The organism is Paucihalobacter ruber (assembly GCF_006494535.1).
Taxonomy (GTDB): domain Bacteria; phylum Bacteroidota; class Bacteroidia; order Flavobacteriales; family Flavobacteriaceae; genus Paucihalobacter; species Paucihalobacter ruber.
On sequence record NZ_VHIQ01000006.1, the window covers coordinates 84,034 to 103,684 of the forward strand.

Annotated in this window: 17 protein-coding genes; 4 read left to right on the top strand and 13 right to left on the bottom strand. The window is 35.8% G+C overall.

The window, feature by feature from the left end:
* Nucleotides 1-36: 36 nt before the first annotated feature.
* Complete coding sequence (gene smpB, locus FJ651_RS12200; RefSeq protein WP_140990817.1) at nt 37-492, bottom strand: SsrA-binding protein SmpB; 456 nt, start codon at nt 490-492, stop codon at nt 37-39.
* An 89-nt stretch (nt 493-581) separates the two neighbouring features.
* Here smpB and FJ651_RS12205 point away from each other — a divergent pair, with 89 nt between their 5' ends.
* Complete coding sequence (locus tag FJ651_RS12205; protein ID WP_140990818.1) at nt 582-1,331, top strand: DUF6503 family protein; 750 nt, start codon at nt 582-584, stop codon at nt 1,329-1,331.
* Here FJ651_RS12205 and FJ651_RS12210 read toward each other — a convergent pair.
* The 4 genes from FJ651_RS12210 to clpB form a co-directional block, all read right to left on the bottom strand.
* A complete protein-coding gene (locus FJ651_RS12210; RefSeq protein WP_140990819.1) occupies nt 1,324-2,208 on the bottom strand; it encodes a histidine phosphatase family protein in 885 nt (294 codons plus the stop codon). The two genes, FJ651_RS12205 and FJ651_RS12210, sit on opposite strands and share 8 nt — an antisense overlap.
* Nucleotides 2,209-2,261: 53 nt before the next feature.
* A complete protein-coding gene (gene deoD / locus FJ651_RS12215; RefSeq protein ID WP_140990820.1) occupies nt 2,262-2,960 on the bottom strand; it encodes a purine-nucleoside phosphorylase in 699 nt (232 codons plus the stop codon).
* Between the two features lie 27 nt (nt 2,961-2,987).
* The gene (deoC, locus tag FJ651_RS12220) at nt 2,988-3,650 is read right to left on the bottom strand and encodes a deoxyribose-phosphate aldolase (protein WP_140990821.1); all 663 of its coding nucleotides are present in this window, start codon (nt 3,648-3,650) and stop codon (nt 2,988-2,990) included.
* 332 nt (nt 3,651-3,982) lie between these two features.
* On the bottom strand, nt 3,983-6,592 hold the full coding sequence (gene clpB / locus FJ651_RS12225) for an ATP-dependent chaperone ClpB (protein WP_140990822.1): 2,610 nt from the start codon (nt 6,590-6,592) through the stop codon (nt 3,983-3,985).
* A gap of 162 nt (nt 6,593-6,754) precedes the next feature.
* Between clpB and ytxJ the strand changes: the two genes are divergently transcribed.
* Nucleotides 6,755-7,141, top strand: coding sequence for a bacillithiol system redox-active protein YtxJ (gene ytxJ / locus FJ651_RS12230; protein ID WP_140990823.1), 387 nt, complete (start codon nt 6,755-6,757; stop codon nt 7,139-7,141).
* 7 nt (nt 7,142-7,148) lie between these two features.
* On the opposite strand, the gene FJ651_RS12235 is transcribed toward ytxJ, so the two are convergent.
* From FJ651_RS12235 to FJ651_RS12255, 5 genes are all read right to left on the bottom strand, one after another.
* On the bottom strand, nt 7,149-8,321 hold the full coding sequence (locus tag FJ651_RS12235) for a hypothetical protein (RefSeq protein WP_140990824.1): 1,173 nt from the start codon (nt 8,319-8,321) through the stop codon (nt 7,149-7,151).
* Nucleotides 8,322-8,396: 75 nt separating this feature from the next.
* Complete coding sequence (locus FJ651_RS12240) at nt 8,397-9,959, bottom strand: M28 family peptidase (protein WP_140990825.1); 1,563 nt, start codon at nt 9,957-9,959, stop codon at nt 8,397-8,399.
* Nucleotides 9,960-10,041: 82 nt separating this feature from the next.
* Nucleotides 10,042-11,076, bottom strand: coding sequence for a M28 family peptidase (locus tag FJ651_RS12245; RefSeq protein WP_140990826.1), 1,035 nt, complete (start codon nt 11,074-11,076; stop codon nt 10,042-10,044).
* Nucleotides 11,077-11,160: 84 nt separating this feature from the next.
* Complete coding sequence (locus FJ651_RS12250) at nt 11,161-11,499, bottom strand: FUSC family protein (protein WP_140990827.1); 339 nt, start codon at nt 11,497-11,499, stop codon at nt 11,161-11,163.
* A gap of 3 nt (nt 11,500-11,502) precedes the next feature.
* Complete coding sequence (locus tag FJ651_RS12255; RefSeq protein WP_140990828.1) at nt 11,503-12,276, bottom strand: DUF3108 domain-containing protein; 774 nt, start codon at nt 12,274-12,276, stop codon at nt 11,503-11,505.
* A 204-nt stretch (nt 12,277-12,480) separates the two neighbouring features.
* On the opposite strand from FJ651_RS12255, the gene FJ651_RS12260 reads away from it, so the two are divergent.
* Together FJ651_RS12260 and FJ651_RS12265 are read left to right on the top strand one after the other, a co-directional pair.
* On the top strand, nt 12,481-13,329 hold the full coding sequence (locus tag FJ651_RS12260; protein ID WP_140990829.1) for a DUF2911 domain-containing protein: 849 nt from the start codon (nt 12,481-12,483) through the stop codon (nt 13,327-13,329).
* A gap of 66 nt (nt 13,330-13,395) precedes the next feature.
* Nucleotides 13,396-14,271, top strand: coding sequence for a hypothetical protein (locus FJ651_RS12265; RefSeq protein ID WP_140990830.1), 876 nt, complete (start codon nt 13,396-13,398; stop codon nt 14,269-14,271).
* Here the strand turns inward: FJ651_RS12265 and FJ651_RS12270 are convergent.
* From FJ651_RS12270 to FJ651_RS12280, 3 genes are all read right to left on the bottom strand, one after another.
* On the bottom strand, nt 14,268-15,254 hold the full coding sequence (locus FJ651_RS12270; protein WP_140990831.1) for a Gfo/Idh/MocA family protein: 987 nt from the start codon (nt 15,252-15,254) through the stop codon (nt 14,268-14,270). The genes FJ651_RS12265 and FJ651_RS12270 overlap by 4 nt on opposite strands.
* Complete coding sequence (locus FJ651_RS12275; protein WP_140990832.1) at nt 15,244-16,941, bottom strand: sodium:solute symporter; 1,698 nt, start codon at nt 16,939-16,941, stop codon at nt 15,244-15,246. The genes FJ651_RS12270 and FJ651_RS12275 overlap by 11 nt, the downstream gene beginning before the upstream one ends.
* A 129-nt stretch (nt 16,942-17,070) precedes the next feature.
* Nucleotides 17,071-19,581: a PIG-L family deacetylase gene (locus FJ651_RS12280; RefSeq protein WP_140990833.1), complete on the bottom strand. Its 2,511-nt coding sequence runs from the start codon at nt 19,579-19,581 to the stop codon at nt 17,071-17,073.
* Between the last annotated feature and the right edge of the window lie 70 nt (nt 19,582-19,651).

Sequence of the window (19,651 nt, forward strand, 5' to 3'; positions counted from 1 at the left end):
CTTAGCTTTATGTTACAGAAATTGTAAATTTTAAGTTTAAAAACTTTTTTTAATGCGGTCTAAATCGCGCTTAACATCACGGTCTTTAATGGTGTCGCGTTTGTCGTATAACTTTTTACCTTTTGCAAGAGCAATTTCAATTTTTGCTAGGCCGTTGTCGTTAATGTAAAGTCGTAAAGGAACAATAGTCATACCTTTGGTATTCACTTCTTTTTGTAATTTCTTGAGTTCTCTTTTGTTGAGTAATAGTTTGCGTTCGGCTTTAGGTTTGTGGTTGTAATAAGTGCCGTATAGATATTCTTCAATGGTCATATTGATCACAAACAATTCGCCTTTATCGTTAAACTCGCAAAAGCTTTCAGCAATGGAAGCTTTACTGTCTCGAATGGATTTTATTTCGGTACCTGTAAGCACAATGCCGGCGGTATAAGTATCGATAATTTCGAACTCGAACCGTGCGCGTTTGTTTTTAATATTAACCTTGTTTTGCATGGGTTGCAAAGGTAGGTATTTTAGGATAATTTATGAATATCACTGAAAGCTAATCTGTATTTTTGCGACATTAATTTGAAAACAGTTATATGAGATATTTATTATTGATTTTATTAATAGGATTTTTGACAGTTTCCTGTAAAAATGAAAGTGATCAGTCGATGCCTAATGCTAAAGAAATTATCGAGAGATCTATTGAAGTTTCTGGTGGTGAGGTGATTGCTAATAGTGAAATTTCATTTAAATTCAGAGAGTTGTTTTACAAAGCCAAAAGGCAAAATGGTTTGTTTGAATTCAGCAGAAGAAGTATTAAAGACGATTCTGTTATAGTTGATGTTCTTACCAACAGTAAATTTGAAAGATTTGTAAATGACAGCCTTGTAGATTTATCTGATGAGGATATCAAAAAATTTACCAGTTCGGTAAATTCTGTACATTATTTTTCGGTGTTGCCTTTTGGATTGACCGATAAGGCTGTAAATCATAAATATCTTGACAGTAGCGAGATCAAAGGTGAAAAATACCATGTAATTGAAATCACTTTTAACAAAGAAGGCGGTGGCGAAGATTTTAACGATGTGTTTTTATATTGGATTAACAAAAATAATTTTAAGGTGGAATATTTGGCTTATCAGTATTTTACTGAAGGTGGCGGATTGCGTTTTAGAGAAGCATCTAATGAGCGCTATGTTAACGGTGTTCGTTTCGTGGATTACAATAATTATAAACCTGAGACCAAATTAGTAAAACTTACAGAACTGGAAGCCTTATTTACTTCGGGTAATTTAGAATTACTATCGAACATTGAATTGGAAGATATTGAGTGTGTAATCAATTAACAACTAATAATTGATCTGTCACCTTATTCCCGACTATTGTAACAATAAATAAGCAACCATTTTCACTATCTAAAATTTCGGGGTATTTATTCTCTCCAATTAGTTGATTGACGATTTGCGGAATGGTATTGCTGTGTCCAGTAATAAAAACGGTTTTACCTTGGGTAAGTTGTAAAAATTCATCTTTAACTAGGTTATGAGCATCATAAATGGTTGGAGTAATGTTGGTTCTTTCAGCCACAAATTGCGCCGTTTGAATAGTTCGGTTGTAGTTGGTGGTGTAAACCAAATCAAAATCTACATGATTTAAAATGGCATTCCATTTTTTGGCACGCTGAAAGCCGGCTTCTGTTAAGTCAGGATTTTTATTTTCTGGATTACTTCGGTCTTTTTCGGCATGTCTTACAAGGTAGTAGGTGGTAGGTTTGGGTTGGTTGGTTTCCTGATGCGGACCTTCCCAAATAACCTGTTCTATCATCCATTTGCCATTGTCTTTAGAAAGCAACATGTAATCTATACCCCAAACTGCGGTTACTTTTGCTGAGGCAATGTGATTACCAATATCTAAAACTTCAACTTTTCTAATTTTGTTTTCATCACGGGTTCTGCCTTCGGCTTTCATTTTTGTAACAAAATCCATAGCATCCTGATAGTTCATGTGCGCATAAAAGTCGTAATTGCCTGAGTTTTCATTTTGTTTATATCCAAATTTGTAAAGTCTTGGTTTCACAGCCGCTTTCAACTTAACAGTATCACCTTTGTAAAAGGCGTCAATATAATTATTGAGGGTTATTTCAATTGCTGCTTTGTCATAATTGATTTGTGCATTTCCAAACTGAAATATTGCAACGAGTAGGAATGTTAAAATATGCTTCATTTAATTAAATAATAGGTTATTTAGCAAAGAGTTAAATGTTAGATGTTTTATAACTAAGCCAATTCTAAAGCAATTTCGACCATTCCTTTAAATGTACTTTCACGTTCTTTAGAGGTGGTTCTTTCACCTGTAACTAAAGAGTCTGAAATGGTTAATAAAGACAAGGCATGAACTTTATGCTTTGCGGCCACGGTGTAGAGTCCGGCAGATTCCATTTCAACGCACAATACGCCAAATTTAGACCATTTTTTATAGGACTCAAAGTCGTCTGCATAAAACACATCACTGGTAAAAACATTGCCCGCTTTAACATTGATATTTTTAGCTTTTGCAATTTCAATAGCTTTTATAAACAATCCAAAATCGGCAGTAGGTGCGTAGTCTGCGCCACCAAAACGCAACTCATTAACAGCCGAATTTGATGAAGCGGCCATGGCTATCACAATATCTCTGATTTTTACATCTTCCTGGTAAGATCCTGCGCTGCCAACCCGAATAAGGTTTTTAACTCCGTAATCATTAATAAGTTCATGTGCGTAAATAGAAATACTTGGCACACCCATTCCCGTTCCCATAACCGAAATGCGCTTACCGTTGTAAAGGCCGGTATAGCCAAACATATTTCTAACTTTATTAAAACAAAAGCTATCTTGTAAAAATGTTTCTGCAATCCATTTGGCACGTAACGGATCACCCGGCAACAGAATTGTGTCTGCAATATCTCCCGGTTTTGCTTCAATGTGTACGCTCATGGCGTAAAGATATAAATTTAGCTTTGATTAATAAGCCAAAGTAGGTTCTTCATTGTTTACTATTGTTACGCCCGAAGAGGTTCCAATTCTATCAGCACCTGCTTGAATATATTTTACGGCCTTTTCGTAAGTGTTTACACCGCCTGAGGCTTTTATCTTTAGTTGGTCTTTAACGGTTTTTCTCATAATTTTAACGGCCGTTAATGTGGCGCCACTTTTTGAGAAACCGGTAGAAGTTTTAACATAATCTGCATTGGCATCCATGGCTATTTCGCAAGCCTTGATGATTTCGTTTTTTGACAGTTCGCTTATTTCTAAAATTACTTTCAAAATTTTATTGCCAATGGCAGACTTCACATCGCTAATGTCTTTTAAAACGGCTACATAATTCTTGCTTTTTATCAATCCGAGGTTGATGACCATATCAATTTCGTCTGCCCCTTGTTCAACTGCGTTTTTGGCTTCAAAAACTTTGGCTTGTGTAGACATGGCTCCTAACGGAAACCCGATGACGGCGCATACTTTAACATCGCTTTTAGCTAAATTGTGTTTAGCGAGAGACACATAACAGCTATTAACGCAAACAGCTTTAAATCTATTTCTTTTTGCTTCGTTGCAAAGGGTGGTAATTTCGCGTTCGGTAGCCGTTGGCTTTAAAAGCGTGTGGTCAATGTAATTCGAGATGTTCATAATACGTAGGTTTCCTGATTGTTTTTAGTTCGTCAAAAAGATTTATTAGGTGTAAATTTGGGAATCAATAGCAATACAAATCTACATATTTAAACGATAGGTTTTACTTAAAATTATGCAAAAGAGGCTTTTTGTCGAAATTTTAGCACTTCTTCCGATAAAATATTGACAATTAATTTGCTGTCTTTAGTTAAAATTTCAAAAAAAACAAGAAATATGTAGTTATATTAAATGAAAAAAGCAACACGTCTTTCCCGAAAGAATTTAGCGCTGCTTTTTTACTAACCAACCAACTATATGACTATTTAATCTATTTTATGTTACAATATTTTTTAAAATTCTTCAACCACCAAATCACCTTGGTTTCTAAAAACCAGTTGACCGTCGAATTCATCTAGTAAAATGATACTGTCTGTAGTAACCTTACCTGAAAGTATTTCTTTACTCAAAGCATTTAATACATCTTTTTGAATCACGCGCTTTACGGGTCTGGCACCGTACTCTGGATTGTAACCTTTTTCGGCCAGATAGTTGATAGCTTCAGATGTGGCATCAAAGGTAATACCTTGCTTGGCAATCATTTTTGTGATGCCTTTTAGTTGTAGGCCAACTATTTCTAAGATATTTGGTTTAGAAAGAGGCGTAAACATGATGGTATCGTCAATACGGTTTAAAAACTCCGGTCTGATATTTTGTTTTAACAACCCAAGTACTTCAATTTTGGCGGCTTCCATAGCTGTATCAATATCTTTTACGGCATTGAATTTTTCCTGAATGATATGGCTACCCATATTTGAAGTCATAATGATAATGGTATTTTTAAAATCGGCTACACGACCTTTGTTATCGGTAAGTCTACCTTCGTCAAGCACTTGTAACAAGATGTTGAAGGTGTCTGGATGCGCCTTTTCTATTTCATCTAAAAGCACAACCGAATAAGGCTTACGTCTAACTGCTTCGGTTAATTGTCCGCCTTCGTCATAACCCACATAACCCGGAGGTGCGCCAACCAATCTGCTTACCGCGTGGCGTTCTTGATATTCGCTCATATCAATTCGGGTCATGGCGTTTTCGTCGTCAAACAGGTATTCGGCTAAGGCTTTTGCTAATTCGGTTTTACCAACACCGGTAGTTCCTAAAAACAGGAAGGTTCCTATGGGTTTTTGCGGATTTTGCAAACCGGCACGACTACGTCTTACGGCATCACTAACGGCTTCAATAGCTTCTTCCTGACCAATAACACGTTTGTGTAATTCATCTTCCAATTTTAGTAATTTGTCGCGCTCGCTTTGCAGCATTTTAGTAACCGGAATACCGGTCCATTTCGCAACTACTTCGGCAATGTCATCGTAGGTAACTTCTTCTTTAATAAGCGAGCTTCCAGACTGGTTTTCTTGCAGTTCTTTTTGAAGTTTTTCCAGTGCTTCCTGAGCATCTTTAATTTTACCGTATCGCAATTCTGCTACTTTGCCGTAATCGCCTTCGCGTTCGGCACGCTCGGCTTCCAGTTTATAGTTTTCAATATCCGATTTTCTGGCTTGAATGTTTTCAACCACTTCTTTCTCGCTTTTCCACTTTGCGTTCAAGGTGTTGCGTTCTTCTTTTAAATTAGCCAAGTCTGCTGAAAGCGATTTTAATTTTATTTCATCCTTCTCACGCTTAATGGCTTCAATTTCAATTTCTAATTGCATGATTTTACGGTCGAGCACATCTAATTCTTCGGGTTTGGAGTTAATTTCCATACGAAGCTTAGAAGCCGCTTCATCCATTAAATCGATTGCCTTATCAGGTAAAAATCTGTTGGTAATGTAGCGTTCAGATAATTCAACAGCACCAATAATGGCTTCGTCTTTGATACGAACCTTGTGGTGTGTTTCGTATTTCTCTTTAATACCACGAAGTATAGAAATGGCACTTTCGGTATCGGGCTCATTAACTACTACCTTTTGAAATCTACGCTCAAGCGCTTTGTCTTTTTCAAAATATTTTTGGTATTCATCTAAAGTGGTAGCACCAATGGCTCTCAACTCACCACGAGCTAAGGCCGGTTTTAGAATATTGGCAGCATCCATAGCGCCTTGTCCTCCGCCGGCCCCTACTAGAGTGTGAATTTCATCAATAAACAAAACGATATCACCATCGCTGCCGGTTACTTCTTTGATTACGGCTTTGAGTCTTTCTTCGAACTCACCTTTGTATTTAGCGCCGGCAATAAGCGCGCCCATATCTAAGGCAAATATTTGTTTTTCTTTTAAGTTTTCAGGGACGTCACCATCAATAATTCTGTGCGCCAAACCTTCGGCAATGGCTGTTTTACCTGTACCGGGTTCACCAACTAAAATAGGGTTATTTTTGGTGCGTCTTGATAAAATTTGAAGTATACGTCTTATTTCTTCATCTCTGCCAATTACCGGATCTAACTTGCCATCGCGGGCTAATTGATTCAGGTTTTTAGCGTATTTATTTAATGCATTATAAGTTTCTTCTTGACTTTGAGAAGTGACCCTGTCACCTTTGCGTAATTCTTCAATGGCCGCATTTAAACCCTTTTCAGTAACGCCTTGGTCTTTTAGCATTTGAGCAATCTTGCTGTTGGATTTAAAAATGGCAAGAATTAAATGTTCGATAGACACAAAATCGTCTTTCATTTTTTTAGCGATGATAGCGGCTTCGTTGAGCGATTTATTGGCTTCGCGAGACAACATTAAATCGGCTCCGGAAACTTTAGCAAAGCTTTCTAGTTGCTTGTCTAGTGCTAATTGTAATGTGCCTGCATTGACATTCAATTTTTTAAGAATGAAAGGCAAGACGTTTTCATCTACTTCAAGAACACCTTTAAATAGATGTTCGTTTTCTATTTGTTGATGCCCAAGTTGCTGCGCTAGTTGCTGAGCAGCTTGAATGGCTTCTTGTGATTTTATGGTAAAATTATTCAAGTTCATGGCTTTTTGTTTTTAGTTTAATTTTGAAAGGTCAATTTTATTGCCAAATAATTTTAGCCGACAAAATGTCGGAATGACTTGATTTTTAGATGACTTTTTGTCTGTGTGTAATGAATTGGAATAATTACGACTACCTTTGTGAATACTTATAAATTAAACCATATGGGCTTATTTAATTCTATTTTTGGCAGTGGAAATTCTGGCAGTGAAAGTCAACTGAATTGGAATCATTTAACCGATTTACATCAATTAGAAAGCATTAAAACTAACTCGGTATCTAAAGTACAACTCATTTTTAAACATTCTACCAGATGCGGAATTAGCAGAATGGTGTTAAGTCAGTTTGAAAAGTCTTACCATTTTAATGACCAAGCCTTTGATTTGTATTATTTAGATTTATTGCAACACCGAAATATCTCCAATGAGATTAGTGAAAGCTTTGGAGTATACCACCAATCACCTCAATTATTGATAGTTAAAAATGGGGTAGTGGTGGCGCATGAATCACACGGAAGCATCAACGACCTAGATTTAAATCAATATTTATAATTTTCAATTATTGAAATTTATAAGACCTAATAATGCGTTTGAGTTGTTGTTTTAGGTCCTCGCCACAGTCAAACACCATTTGCTCATTTGGAGGAAATGGCACGCGTGGGTTGTTGATTAAATTAACATCTTCAGGTAACAAGGCGCGTTTATCACCTCTGTAAGATGCGAAATAATTTTCGAAAGTAAACTGACTTTTTATTGGAAATCTGTCTAATAGTTTTTTAGCTGCTAGGTCTTTAAATGCAACAACACCAATAACTTCACTGGTTTTAAACTGGCCTATTTGCAGTACAGTTGCTCTTACCGTTACAAATTTATCAATTTTTATATCGTTTCCTAGGCTGTCTTTCATCACGTTTCCGTTGCGATCTAATTTGTACTGCCAGCCGTCTTTTATCTCTCTTTCACGCACAAACTCTTTTTCTCTTAACTGTTCGGGGGAAATGTTGATTTGCGCCAACTGCAAGGACATGGCGTAATCGTAGTTGCGATTTTTTTCTCTTTCTGAATGAAAAACAGTCCAAAATTTGTCTAATCCGTAAGTGTTGAAATCGAGAAGAAAATCTTCAAGTCGTCTGGGAATAACCTGATTTGATTGGTTCTCAATAGAAACCAATACATAATCGGTGCCTTTATAATAGGCCTGAGTCATTAAGTTTCTAACATCTCTGTAATTTGGGTTGATGCCCTCGATATATTCGAACTCATTATAAGCCGAACGGGCATCTAATTTGTTTGGCGAATTGAGTAAATTCTGTGCTTCGTCATAAATATAAGCCGATGCTTCATTCTTATAATTAGCAATTTCAGTATTATAATTGGATGTTCTAAACAAAACTTCTTTTCCGTTAGCGTACAACGGCAAAACGGCTTTTACAGCGTTTTGTCTTGAATCTAAAGCTCTATAGGTTTCCAGTATTTGGGGTGTATTTGCACTATTGTTTTGTAGTTTCAACAATTCTATTTGATTTAAGTCTCTTTCATTAGCCTTGTTGTAGGCGTTTTGAAGTAAATAAACCAGTTCAGGGTTTTTATCTTTATTTTTTCTGAGTTTGTTTAAGGCATCAGTAATGGCTTGATTAAAATTACCTGTGTTGATGTTTTTTTCTACATTTTTTGTGCTGCTACATCCAAAGATTAAAAATAAAGCAGGAATAATTAGGTGTAAAAATTTCATTAGAAAGCTATTTGAATTCTGAGGCGAAAGATATAAAAAAAAGCGCCGTCTGTTTTAGGCGGCGCTTTTGAAATTTTAATTGGCTTTATCTACCACAATTCTTTCGTCTCTATTGGCGAGTTCCCATGCCGTGTAGAAGACTAATTTGGCTCTGTTTTCCAACAAGTCGTATTCAATTTTATCTGGCGTGTCACTAGGTTTGTGATAATCGGCGTGTGTACCGTTAAAATAAAAAATTACCGGTACATTATTTTTTGCAAAGTTGTAATGATCTGAACGATAGTAAAATCTGTTTGGATCGTTTTCATCATTGTATGTGTAATCTAATTCAATTTGTGTGTGTTTGTTGTTAACAGCTTCAGAAATCTCATGGAGTTCTGTACTAAGCTTGTCGCTTCCTATAAGATAAACATAATTTCGTTCGCCTTCGCGTTTGGGATCGGTTCTTCCAATCATATCAATATTGAGATTGGCGACAGTATTATCTAATGGGAAAATTGGATCAACATCAGCGTAATAGGCAGAGCCTAATAAGCCTTTTTCTTCTCCGGTAACGTGGAGGAATAGAATCGTTCTTTTTGGTGAATAGCCGTTTTTAGCAGCCTCTTGAAAAGCCTGCGCAATTTCTACGATGGCTACTGTACCGGAGCCATCATCATCGGCACCATTGTAAACTTGTCCGTCTTCTATGCCTACATGATCTAAATGCGCTGAAATAACAATCACCTCGTCTGGTTTTTCACTTCCTTTGATGTAGGCTACTACGTTTTCTGAAATCACTTCCGTTACATCGCTTGAAATATCGATGGTTGCTGTGATATTTAAAATTTGGGCTTTGTCTGAAGTTAAAACATCAGCATATAAGGCAGTTGCAAGCGCTTCATTCACCATTAAAGCAAACATATCTGCCTGTTCTGATTTTAGACTTAATCTACCACTTCGGCCTTGTTGACCCTTTAACCAAGTGGCATATCTTGGAAACGATTCGTTGTCAAGAAGAATCAAACCTTTAGCACCTTTTTCTCTAGCAACCTGTAACTTAGAGCTCATAGCTTGTCTGCCATTTACCCATTTGGTTGGTTCTGAACTACCGCTGGTTACATAATTACCATTTTCGTCTTTTGGTTCGCCTGCTTTAATTAAAACTATTTTATTAAAAACGTCGATATTAGTGTAATCTGAATAATTATCTGAATCTATACCGTAAGCTGCGTAAACTAATTCATCTATTTTATAATTATTGAGATTAGCTCCGGACAGGGCAACATGATTTTCGAAGTTTTCAAAGATTTTGTCGCCAATCTTTAGGGTAGCATTTACGCCACCACGTTTTTCTAATGGTACTGTTTGAAAGTAATTATCGCCTCCTAAAGGAGAAGCAATATCCAGATCAACATACTTCTGTTTTAGATATTCTACCGCTTTTTTCTGTCCGGGTTCTCCTGTATCTCTGCCTTCAAATTCGTCTGAGGCATAAACGTACAACATATCGCTCAACTCTTGCGCCGTAATGGTTTGAGCATAGGTGCTTACAGCTTCTTCGTAGGTAATGTTATTTGTTTTTGAATTAGCGGTTTGGTTAGAACTTCCGCAAGACAATATAACGGCTGTAGATAAGCATAAATAAAGATATTTCATAAACCAGATTTTAAGGTTAGAATGCAAATTTAAACTAATTAGGAAAACAAAATGTTAATGTTTTCCTATGAAAACAGGTGATTTATTCGATGAGGTCTAACTCCATTCTGTGGTCCATATTAGCCAAATACCAAGCAACTGTAAAAATGTATTTGCTGCGTTTTTCGAGTAGTTGATAATTAATTTTGTCTTCGGTATCTGTGGGTTTGTGATAATCTTCGTGCTCGCCGTTGAAGAAAAATATGACGGGTATGTTGTGTTGAGCAAAATTGTAGTGATCAGATCTGTAATAATAACGGTTAGATTCGTTCTCTTCGCCATATCGATAATCTAAATCGATTGTTGTCGCTAGTCCATTGGCTTTTTCGGCAATAAATTTTAGTTCGTTACTGTGTCTGTTCACACCTATTAAATAGAGATAATCATCGGTCGGTTCATGTTTGTAGTCTGTTCTGCCAATCATATCCATATTTAGCATGGCAGTGGTTTGTTCAAGTGGGACTAGCGGATTTTCTGTATAATATCTTGAGCCTTGCAAACCAACCTCTTCGGCAGTTACATGAAGAAATATGATATTTCTTTTTGGGCTATATCCGTTTTGCGCTGCTAACTTAAATGCTTGTGCTATTTCCATAACTGCCGCTGTGCCCGAGGCGTTGTCATCGGCACCGAAATAAATTTGGTCTTCAACAATACCTTCGTGATCGAGGTGTGCCCCAATTATAATGTATTCATCTGTATAGTCGGTACCTTTAATAAAAGCAATCACATTTTCTGATGTGCCATATTTTTCACCTAAATAGCTTTCGGGAACTATTTGAGAATAATTTGGTGCGGCTTCTAAGGGTTCAATACTATTTGTTTTATAGTAATTTTTAACGAAAGCTGCAGCCATTTCATGACCTTTTTGGCCAACTCTTCTGCCTTCGTATTTGTCTGATGCCAGTTCTGAAATAATTAATTTTAAATCGACTTGCGAGATAGTATTGGCATACGATTTTATAATTTGAGGTTGCTCGTAAACAACGCCATCTTTAAGGTTTTTTATCTTTTCAGAATATCTTAAAGTGGTACAAGAACCAACCAAAAACAATGCGGTGAGAAAGGTAATCTTCATTTATAAGCAAATTTTTGTCAAATAAAGCAAAAAAATAGGGAATGCTAAAATGTATTCCTTTAAAAACGTAAGAATTAGATTACATTATTCAAAATCTATATCCAATGCTTCAAGTTCTTTCAACGATTCTTCCTGAGATTCTTGTTCTTTTATGTTCATTTCTTCTTGGGCTTCTTCTTTAACGATTGCCTCAGTAAATAATGATTTATAAATCATAAAACCAAGTGCCACAGCTGAAAGCAATAAAATATATTGAACCGGCTTATTAGACTTATCTTGTTTTTTGCTCAATATATAAAGCAGAATTGAAAGTGTAATTGCCAGTAAAAGTGGAAATAAAGCAATATTTGAAAGTGGAGTTACAGCCAGTACTAACGCAAGGATAGCTGCGATAAAGGCAATTATTTTGATGAAATGTCTCATAGTTTAATGCATTAATCCGGTAGCCGATTTAATTTTGAGTTCTCCGTTTCCAACGGGGATTTTAAATTTTCCGTAAACCGGAATTTTGTTGGCGTCGGCGGTTAACCAAAGTACAAAATCTGAATTTTTACCAAGCTCATTGTTTCTTGGTAACGAGATACCCAGTTTATAACATTCTTTTCGACCAATGGCTGTATTGATGGTTTCTTTACCCAGCATTTTTACCGAAACGGTAAATTCTTTGTTATCAAACAGAATGGTAAATTGAGAAGTATCATTGGTTTTTGCTTTATCAATATCAAGATTTCTAAGTTTGTAGAGCGTTGTCACCAAATCGTTGGTATTTGCACCAATAGTAAGAGTTTTGCGTTCCTCCCAAAATTCGCCTTTGCTGTTTTTTTTGCGCATCAAGCTATTTACTGTTTTAGTTTTTGGATTGAAGTTATATTGCATAAACTTGTAATAACCACCTTCGTCAATATCTCGTTTGTAGAGGTATGGGGTTAAATAAGTTGGACTCACATAGCTTTCGTACAAGTCTCTTATTTTGAAAAAATTATCCCATTTGCTATAAGTTACAGCTGTGGTTTTTAGATGTAGTAAGGTAGATTTTGAAGTTTTAACCTCGTTGACCTGCATGGTAACTTCGGCTATATCTGTAAGAATTCCAGACATGTTGTACGAAGCTGTAAATACCAGTTTTTCGCCCGACGTTATGGTTTTATTTTGAGCAAACAACAGTGAATTTACTAACAAAAATAAGAGCAATAGTCTCATAAATTCAGTTTTATAATTGCGATTAACGCATTTAACGTGCCGAAATTACAATAGTTGATTCAAAAATTGAACTTTTTTATCTGCATATCTAAAATGCAATCTGAAATTTGTTTATACCTTTATACTTTTCTTAACAAAAAAAAAGCTGTTGAAAGAGTAATTTTATGCAATTATTTAATTGATTATTAACTTAAAACTATACACATGAAAAAACTATTATGCGGCTTATTTATTGGCTCTTCGATGCTGTTCGCTACAGCGCAAATTGAGGCCCCACAACCAAGCCCGTTCAGCAAGGTTGAACAAAAAGTTGGCTTAACCGATGTAACTGTTGAATATTCCAGACCGAATATGCGCGGCAGAACCATTTACGGCGATTTGGTGCCTTACGATAAATTGTGGCGTACCGCTGCCAATAAAAACACCATGATTACTTTTAGTGATGATGTTACTGTAGACGGCCAGACTTTAAAAGCCGGTAGTTATGCTATTTTTACAAAACCGGGTGCTACCAACTGGGAAGTTTATTTTTACACCGATACCGAAAATTGGGGTGTGCCAAGAAATTGGGATGAGAACAAGATTGCAGCTAAGACAACTATTCAAGCTGTTAATATTCCTTTGACTATGGAAACATTTACTGTAATGTTCAACGATTTATCTAACAGCGGTGCAGTTCTAGGAATTATTTGGGAGAATACGTATGTGCCAATTCCATTTACTGTACCAACCGATAACAAAGTAAGCGCGTCTATCGAAAAAGCTATGGCAGGTCCCTCTGATGCCGATTATTTTGCGGCAGCAGTTTATTATTTAGATGAAGGAAAAGACATAAATAAAGCAGTAGAATGGATTGATAAAGCAGTTGAGATGACATCAAATCAACCACGATTTTGGTATTTGCGTCAACAATCTTTAATTCATGCCAAAGCCGGTAACAAAAAACAAGCCATTGCAGCAGCAAAAGCGTCTTTAGAAGGTGCTAAAAAAGCAGGAAATGATGATTATATCAAAATGAACACCGAATCCTTAAAAGAATGGGGCGCGATGTAAATTGTAAATGATTTTAAGGCTATTCATAAAAACTAAATTTGAATAGCCTTTTTACCTTCAGATATTATGAAATTATATTGGCTTATTGTATTATTAAGTATAGTTTTTTTAGGTTCGGCTCAAACATCATTAGTTAAAATACCTAAAGAGGATCTCAATTTTAAATACAATAATGGAACTAAGGTCTATTTTAAGAAAGTTGATTATTTTAATTACGACTCGAATAACTATCTATTAGATTCAATGATAGTTAAAAACGATACGATCCAATTTAAAAAAGAAGAAATCGGTCAGCAACTTTATTTAATTTCAGATTCAAAAAGTGTGCCTCTTACTTTTTTACCTTTAAGGCAAGATATTCAAAGTTATACCTACTTTTATTGTGGTGAGTTTTACAAATATGACAACTATATCCTAATTAATAATTCGTTTTCTAAAATCGAATACGATTATTTAAGAAAATATTACAAAAGAATTTCGAGAAACGACATAGGGAAGTATTTATATAAAGGTCCGAGTTATAAAAAAATGTCAGTCAAAGAGGCACTTTCAAACCTGGAAAAACAAAAACTTAAGTTTCTGCATAATCTTGAACATCGTAACGAAGAATTTTCAGCAGAATTTATTAATTACATTGAAACAGAAATAAATTTACATGTTATAAATCAATTTCTGAATTGGTACGAATTTGTTTATAAAGTTGAAATAAATAAAGAGTTTAGTGAGACTAGTAAATCGACAATTCATGAAGACCTTTATTCGCAGTTCTATAATGGGCAATGGAATAGAAATTCAATTCAATACTTTAGAACTGTACAGCGAGTATTGAATTATCAAGAAAGTAAGAGAACTGGTAATTTCAAAATTTATAATGAAGAAATACATAATAAAGACGAGATACTTAGAGATATATTTTTTAAAACGCTTGCTTTTAAGAATTAGGTTCTTTTATACACTAAACCAATTTCATTTTTAACCAAATCTAAAAGTGTCATTAAATTTCTGCTCATTTCGAATGACATCACATCGCTTTCTGTTTTCTCAGAATTTAGTAATGAATTAAAGTGAACAATTTCATAGAAGTATCCGTTATATGGGACTTCAAAATTAAATACCTGCTTGGGTTTTCCTGTTAAACTTAATGATAAAGTTGTTGGTGCATGAAATCTTGAATGTAGTTTTAAAACGCCTTTGGTTCCTGCAATGATGGCTTCGGTTGGGGTTTCTTCTAAAAAGGTGCTGTTTAATTCAGCTGTAATTCCGTTGTTATAATTAAAAAGTATATAACATTCACTGTCGGCACCATTGTTGAAAAATTTGCCCTTAGCTGAAATTTTTTCAGGCATGCCCAAAATACTCAAAGCAGCAAAAATTGGGTAAATGCCTATATCTAATAAACTACCGCCACCAAGCGCTTTATTAAACACTCTTGAACTCTCATCATAAACCGGTTTAAAACCAAAATCGGCTTTGAGATTTGTTATTTCGCCTAATACACCACTTTCTATAATTTCTAAGGTTTTTTGATAATGTGGTAAGAAATAAGTCCAAAGTGCTTCCATCAATAAAATTTGATTGGAAGTGGCAATTGAAATCATTTTTTCAACTTCTGCGCTATTCAAGGCCAGAGGTTTTTCGCATAGTACTGCTTTCCCGGAATTTAAGCATAATAGAGTGTGTTCGAGGTGAAAACTATGCGGTGTTGCTATATAAATGGCATTTATATTGGTGTCGTTCGCTAGGTCTTCATAATTATCATAAGCTATTTCAGCATTGAATCTCGCTGCAAATTCTTTAGATTTAATGCTACTACGAGAAGCAACAGCATACAATTTTGCATTAGGCACTTTTACTAAATCTTCGGCAAATTTGTGAGCAATTTTACCCAACCCGATAATGCCCCAATTAATTGTTTTATCTGTCATTTGATTTAAAATATGAAAGTTGCATGAGTGACATTGCCAAGCCAATTACAATAAAACATCCTATAAAATTTAGCCACAAATAAGGCAATTTGATATAATCCCAAAAGTCCAGTAAAAACAACGTAATTACTATCAATTGAGTGATAATAGCCGCTATAAATACCGCCGTTCCTCTTACCGTTTTAAAGAAAAATGCCAGTAAAAAAATACCCAGAACATTGCCGTAAAATATAGAGCCTATGATGTTTACCAGTTGTATAAGATTATCGGCCAAATAAGCCACACAGGCAATGGTAATGGCAATAATACCCCAAATAAATGTAAACCATTTGGTTGTTTTTACGGTATGAATCTCGTCTGTTTTCTTGTGCCGTGCGTATAGATCTAATGTAGTTGTAGTGGCCAAGGCATTCAGTTCACTGGCGGTTGAAGACATGGCGGCACTTAAAATTACAGCTAATAGTAAACCAATTAAACCTCGAGGTAATCGGTTTAAAATAAAATGAATAAATACGTAATCTTTATCGTTGGTTTCTACATTAACCTGTAGTTCTTCGGCAGCTTTGCTAATTAGATCTTTGGACAGTTCGCGCAAGTTATCAAGTGCTTGATTATTATCTTTAATGAATAAATTCATTACTTCATCATCCTTGCTATAATTATTGCGAAGGAATTCTTGCTTTACCTCAAACAATTTTTGTTGTTCCAGCTGAATGGCTTTATAGTCTTCGGCGTAACTTGAATTTAAAACGGTTTCAGTAGCTAGTGGATTAAAATTTAATGGAGAAGGATTAAACTGATAAAACACAAAAACCATCACGCCAACTAATAAAATGAAGAATTGCATGGGCACTTTGAGTAAACCGTTGAACATGAGCCCCAATTGCATTTCTTTCATAGATTTACCCGAAAGATAGCGTTGCACCTGACTTTGATCGGTGCCAAAGTAGGAGAGAGCTAAAAATGTACCGCCTATTAGTCCGCTCCACACAGTATATCTGTTTTCCAAATCGAATGAAAAATCTAAAATATCAAGCTTATCACTGGCTGCCGCAATGTGCAAAGCGTTACCAAAATTAATGTCTTCTGGTAAGTAGCTCATTATTAAAAAAAAGGCCGCAAACATACCGCCAAAAATAACAGCCATTTGGTGTTTTTGAGTCACACTAACGGCTTTTGTACCACCACTCACAGTATAAATAATAACCAATAAACCGATGATGATATTCAATAAATTTAAATTCCAACCCAATACCACCGACAGAATAATGGCCGGAGCGAAAATGGTAATACCGGCAGCCAAACCGCGTTGAATTAAAAATAAAATTGCGGTAAGTGTTCTGGTTTTTAAATCGAAGCGTTTCTCTAAAAATTCGTAAGCAGTGTAAACATTTAGTTTATGATATAATGGAATAAATACCAAGCAAATAATCACCATGGCAATGGGTAAACCAAAATAAAATTGAACAAATCCCATACCGCTACTAAAGGCTTGTCCGGGAGTAGATAAAAAGGTAATAGCACTGGCTTGCGTAGCCATCACACTTAAACCTACTGTATACCATCTGGCAGTATTGCCTCCGCGAACGTAGTCTTGTACACTTTTTTGTTTTCTGGTTTTCCAGGTACCGTAGGCAACAATTCCAAAAAGTGTAAAAGCCAATACCAGCCAGTCTAAACTTTCCATACTAAAAAGCTTTCATAATGAGGTAAAATAAAAAAATGTAAACCGCATTAGCAATTAAAATGACTGTGTAAAATTTTTCCCATTTATAGGTTGCCTTTTCATTAGGTTGGTTTGCCATATCAAGGAGTCTTAATTAGAAGAAGTTTTGCCTAAAGATAACATATTTGCGAATAAGCGATAGGCACCGCTAACACCTTCAGGAAATTCTCTAAAGAAACTCAATCCGGTGTAAACGTAAAAACCTTTTCCATGCTGTGCTACCAGTAAACTTCCGTGTTTTGGAGATTCGTTGGAGTCATTCATGGCTAAAATTGCCGTAAAATCATTACTCCATTCTCCGGGAAAATAGAGACCGCGTTCCTGCGTCCAGTTGTTAAAATCTTTAGCCGTTATTTTATTGGGAAAATTTAATACCGGATGGTTTGGAGCCAGAAATTCGACAGCGGCAGTTTCATCGGCAACTCGATCGCGTGATAATTTTAAATCAAATGGCGCCAATTCTCTGGTAACAAGTCCGCTACTAGTATTGTATTGCACTATTAAATTGCCGCCTTTTTCTACGTAATCAAACAGTATTTGTTGCTTGTATCTTAGAGCATCAATGGTATTGTAAGCTCTTATACCCGTTACAATGGCATCGTATTTTTCAAGTAGTTCCGCATTGATGTTATCGGGATTAATGATCTCAACTTCATAACCTATTTGTTTTAAACTTTCAGGAACAACGTCGCCTGCGCCTTCAATATACCCAATTAAATTGCCTTGTTTTTCTATGTCGAGTTTTACGAGTTTGGTTTTACTTTGAAGCAGTACCGTTTGAAATGGAATATGGCTGTAATCTATTTCTATTTTTTCCTGACTGTATATTTCCCCATCAATTTCAACCTGCGGAATTAAATAGGTTTCATCCTCGTTTTGCGGCGCTTCAATGGTAAAAACATAGGTGCGTTCATCGTTTTTTAAAGGAATATCAACATCGTATTCCGAAGGAGAAATACGCCAGTTATTGGGATGTTTTAAACGCAATTTACCTTTAATGTTATTGGTATTGGCTTGAACCGAAAATGAAATAGTTTTAGCCGAACCATTGTTAAAAATCATCACCTTTTCGTTGCTTTTTACAGTTGCTTTCGGAAGAATTTCAAAAGGTTTGTATTGTTCGCCCTTATCCGGTTTTGAATAACGATAAACAACTGGTTTAATTATTTCTAAATTAATACCTTCAACTGCGATATTGAAGACTACATGCATGGCAGGTTCTGATAATGGTTGACCAATTTGTTTTTGGTTCTTAACCTTATACATACCTGTACTGCCTTCATCTAAAAGCCAATAAGCGCTGGTGTAGCCGGTGTTTTTATCTATAGAAGCTTCTAATTGATAGTTAAATATTTCATTGTTTAAAAGTGGTTTATTTGTGTCAATCTGTTTACTTAGCTCTTGAAGATATAAACCATTTAATGTGATGTTTGAGTTACTTCGGTTAATGGCCTCAATATTTATGGTTACGGTATCTAAAGGTGTTGCTGTAGCAACTGCCGAAGCGGCTTCTAGGTACAAGCCTGCACAAGCCTCTATAACTGCTAAGAGTTCTTCAGACTTAATTTGTTTCCAATGCTCGTCTTCAACATTTTGAAGAAGTTGATAAGCTTTTACCAAATCGGGTAAGTGTTGTTCCGGATTTGTAAAATTGAAGTTAGATTCAATTTTGGTTAAAATTTCACCTACGGCAGTACCGCCTTTAATCCGATTCCAACTGGTATCGATACCATCAAATATATTGGAGTTATCGTTTAATTTTTCACCTTTTAGAAATTCAATGTATTCGTTTTGTGAACCTCTGTTGGTGAGTCGGCCAAATCCCTGACATAAATGCTGACTGCTGGCAATAGCAGCTACTTCGTTGTTTGATAATCCTTTAAGCGGATAATAAACACCAACATCAAAAGTAATCATGTTCGATTTGTCTGCCTTTTCAAAGTTTTCTTCGTTCCCGTAAAACCACCAAGACGTATTAAAAAAAATGCGTTTTGGTTGCCAAGTAGACGTAAATTTTAACTGCTCGGGATTGACCTTAGGGTTAGCTGCCAGGTCAAAAGCTTCTAGGCTTAACATGGCCGATGAGGTGTGATGACCGTGCGTACTTCCCGGTGTTCTGTGGTTAAACCTATTAATGATGATATCTGGTTTAAAAGTTCTAATGGCCCAAACTACATCGCTCAAAACAGCATCTTTGTCCCAAATTTTTAAGGTTTCATCAGGATGCTTTGAAAAGCCAAAATCGTTGGCGCGAGTAAAAAGCTGTTCACCACCATCAATGGAGCGAGCCGCCAAAAGTTCTTGCGTGCGAATAAGACCTAATAGGTCTCTCAGTTCGGGACCAATTAAATTTTGGCCTCCATCGCCACGAGTAATAGATAAGTATGCAGTTCTGGCTTTTACGCTGTTGGCCATGTAAGATATGAGTCTTGTGTTTTCATCATCGGGATGTGCAGCTACATACAATACAGAGCCTAAAACATTTAGCTTTTGTACGGCTTCAAAAATCTCTGAACTGTTTAGTTTTTTTGGTATTTGGGCCTGTAAAAGACTCAACGCGCATATAGCCAAACAAATAGTGATATTGATTAATCTTTTCATGGTTTAGATTGGTATGAATCGATTCAAATATAGAAAAACAATACAGCTATGGGTATTGCATTTAAAGTTT

What these genes read in the sequence shown, in the direction of transcription:
- smpB (WP_140990817.1), bottom strand. Translation starts at nt 492, where the DNA reads ATGCAAAACAAGGTTAATATTAAAAACAAACGCGCACGGTTCGAGTTC.
- FJ651_RS12205 (WP_140990818.1), top strand. Translation starts at nt 582, where the DNA reads ATGAGATATTTATTATTGATTTTATTAATAGGATTTTTGACAGTTTCC.
- FJ651_RS12210 (WP_140990819.1), bottom strand. Translation starts at nt 2,208, where the DNA reads ATGAAGCATATTTTAACATTCCTACTCGTTGCAATATTTCAGTTTGGA.
- deoD (WP_140990820.1), bottom strand. Translation starts at nt 2,960, where the DNA reads ATGAGCGTACACATTGAAGCAAAACCGGGAGATATTGCAGACACAATT.
- deoC (WP_140990821.1), bottom strand. Translation starts at nt 3,650, where the DNA reads ATGAACATCTCGAATTACATTGACCACACGCTTTTAAAGCCAACGGCT.
- clpB (WP_140990822.1), bottom strand. Translation starts at nt 6,592, where the DNA reads ATGAACTTGAATAATTTTACCATAAAATCACAAGAAGCCATTCAAGCT.
- ytxJ (WP_140990823.1), top strand. Translation starts at nt 6,755, where the DNA reads ATGGGCTTATTTAATTCTATTTTTGGCAGTGGAAATTCTGGCAGTGAA.
- FJ651_RS12235 (WP_140990824.1), bottom strand. Translation starts at nt 8,321, where the DNA reads ATGAAATTTTTACACCTAATTATTCCTGCTTTATTTTTAATCTTTGGA.
- FJ651_RS12240 (WP_140990825.1), bottom strand. Translation starts at nt 9,959, where the DNA reads ATGAAATATCTTTATTTATGCTTATCTACAGCCGTTATATTGTCTTGC.
- FJ651_RS12245 (WP_140990826.1), bottom strand. Translation starts at nt 11,076, where the DNA reads ATGAAGATTACCTTTCTCACCGCATTGTTTTTGGTTGGTTCTTGTACC.
- FJ651_RS12250 (WP_140990827.1), bottom strand. Translation starts at nt 11,499, where the DNA reads ATGAGACATTTCATCAAAATAATTGCCTTTATCGCAGCTATCCTTGCG.
- FJ651_RS12255 (WP_140990828.1), bottom strand. Translation starts at nt 12,276, where the DNA reads ATGAGACTATTGCTCTTATTTTTGTTAGTAAATTCACTGTTGTTTGCT.
- FJ651_RS12260 (WP_140990829.1), top strand. Translation starts at nt 12,481, where the DNA reads ATGAAAAAACTATTATGCGGCTTATTTATTGGCTCTTCGATGCTGTTC.
- FJ651_RS12265 (WP_140990830.1), top strand. Translation starts at nt 13,396, where the DNA reads ATGAAATTATATTGGCTTATTGTATTATTAAGTATAGTTTTTTTAGGT.
- FJ651_RS12270 (WP_140990831.1), bottom strand. Translation starts at nt 15,254, where the DNA reads ATGACAGATAAAACAATTAATTGGGGCATTATCGGGTTGGGTAAAATT.
- FJ651_RS12275 (WP_140990832.1), bottom strand. Translation starts at nt 16,941, where the DNA reads ATGGAAAGTTTAGACTGGCTGGTATTGGCTTTTACACTTTTTGGAATT.
- FJ651_RS12280 (WP_140990833.1), bottom strand. Translation starts at nt 19,581, where the DNA reads ATGAAAAGATTAATCAATATCACTATTTGTTTGGCTATATGCGCGTTG.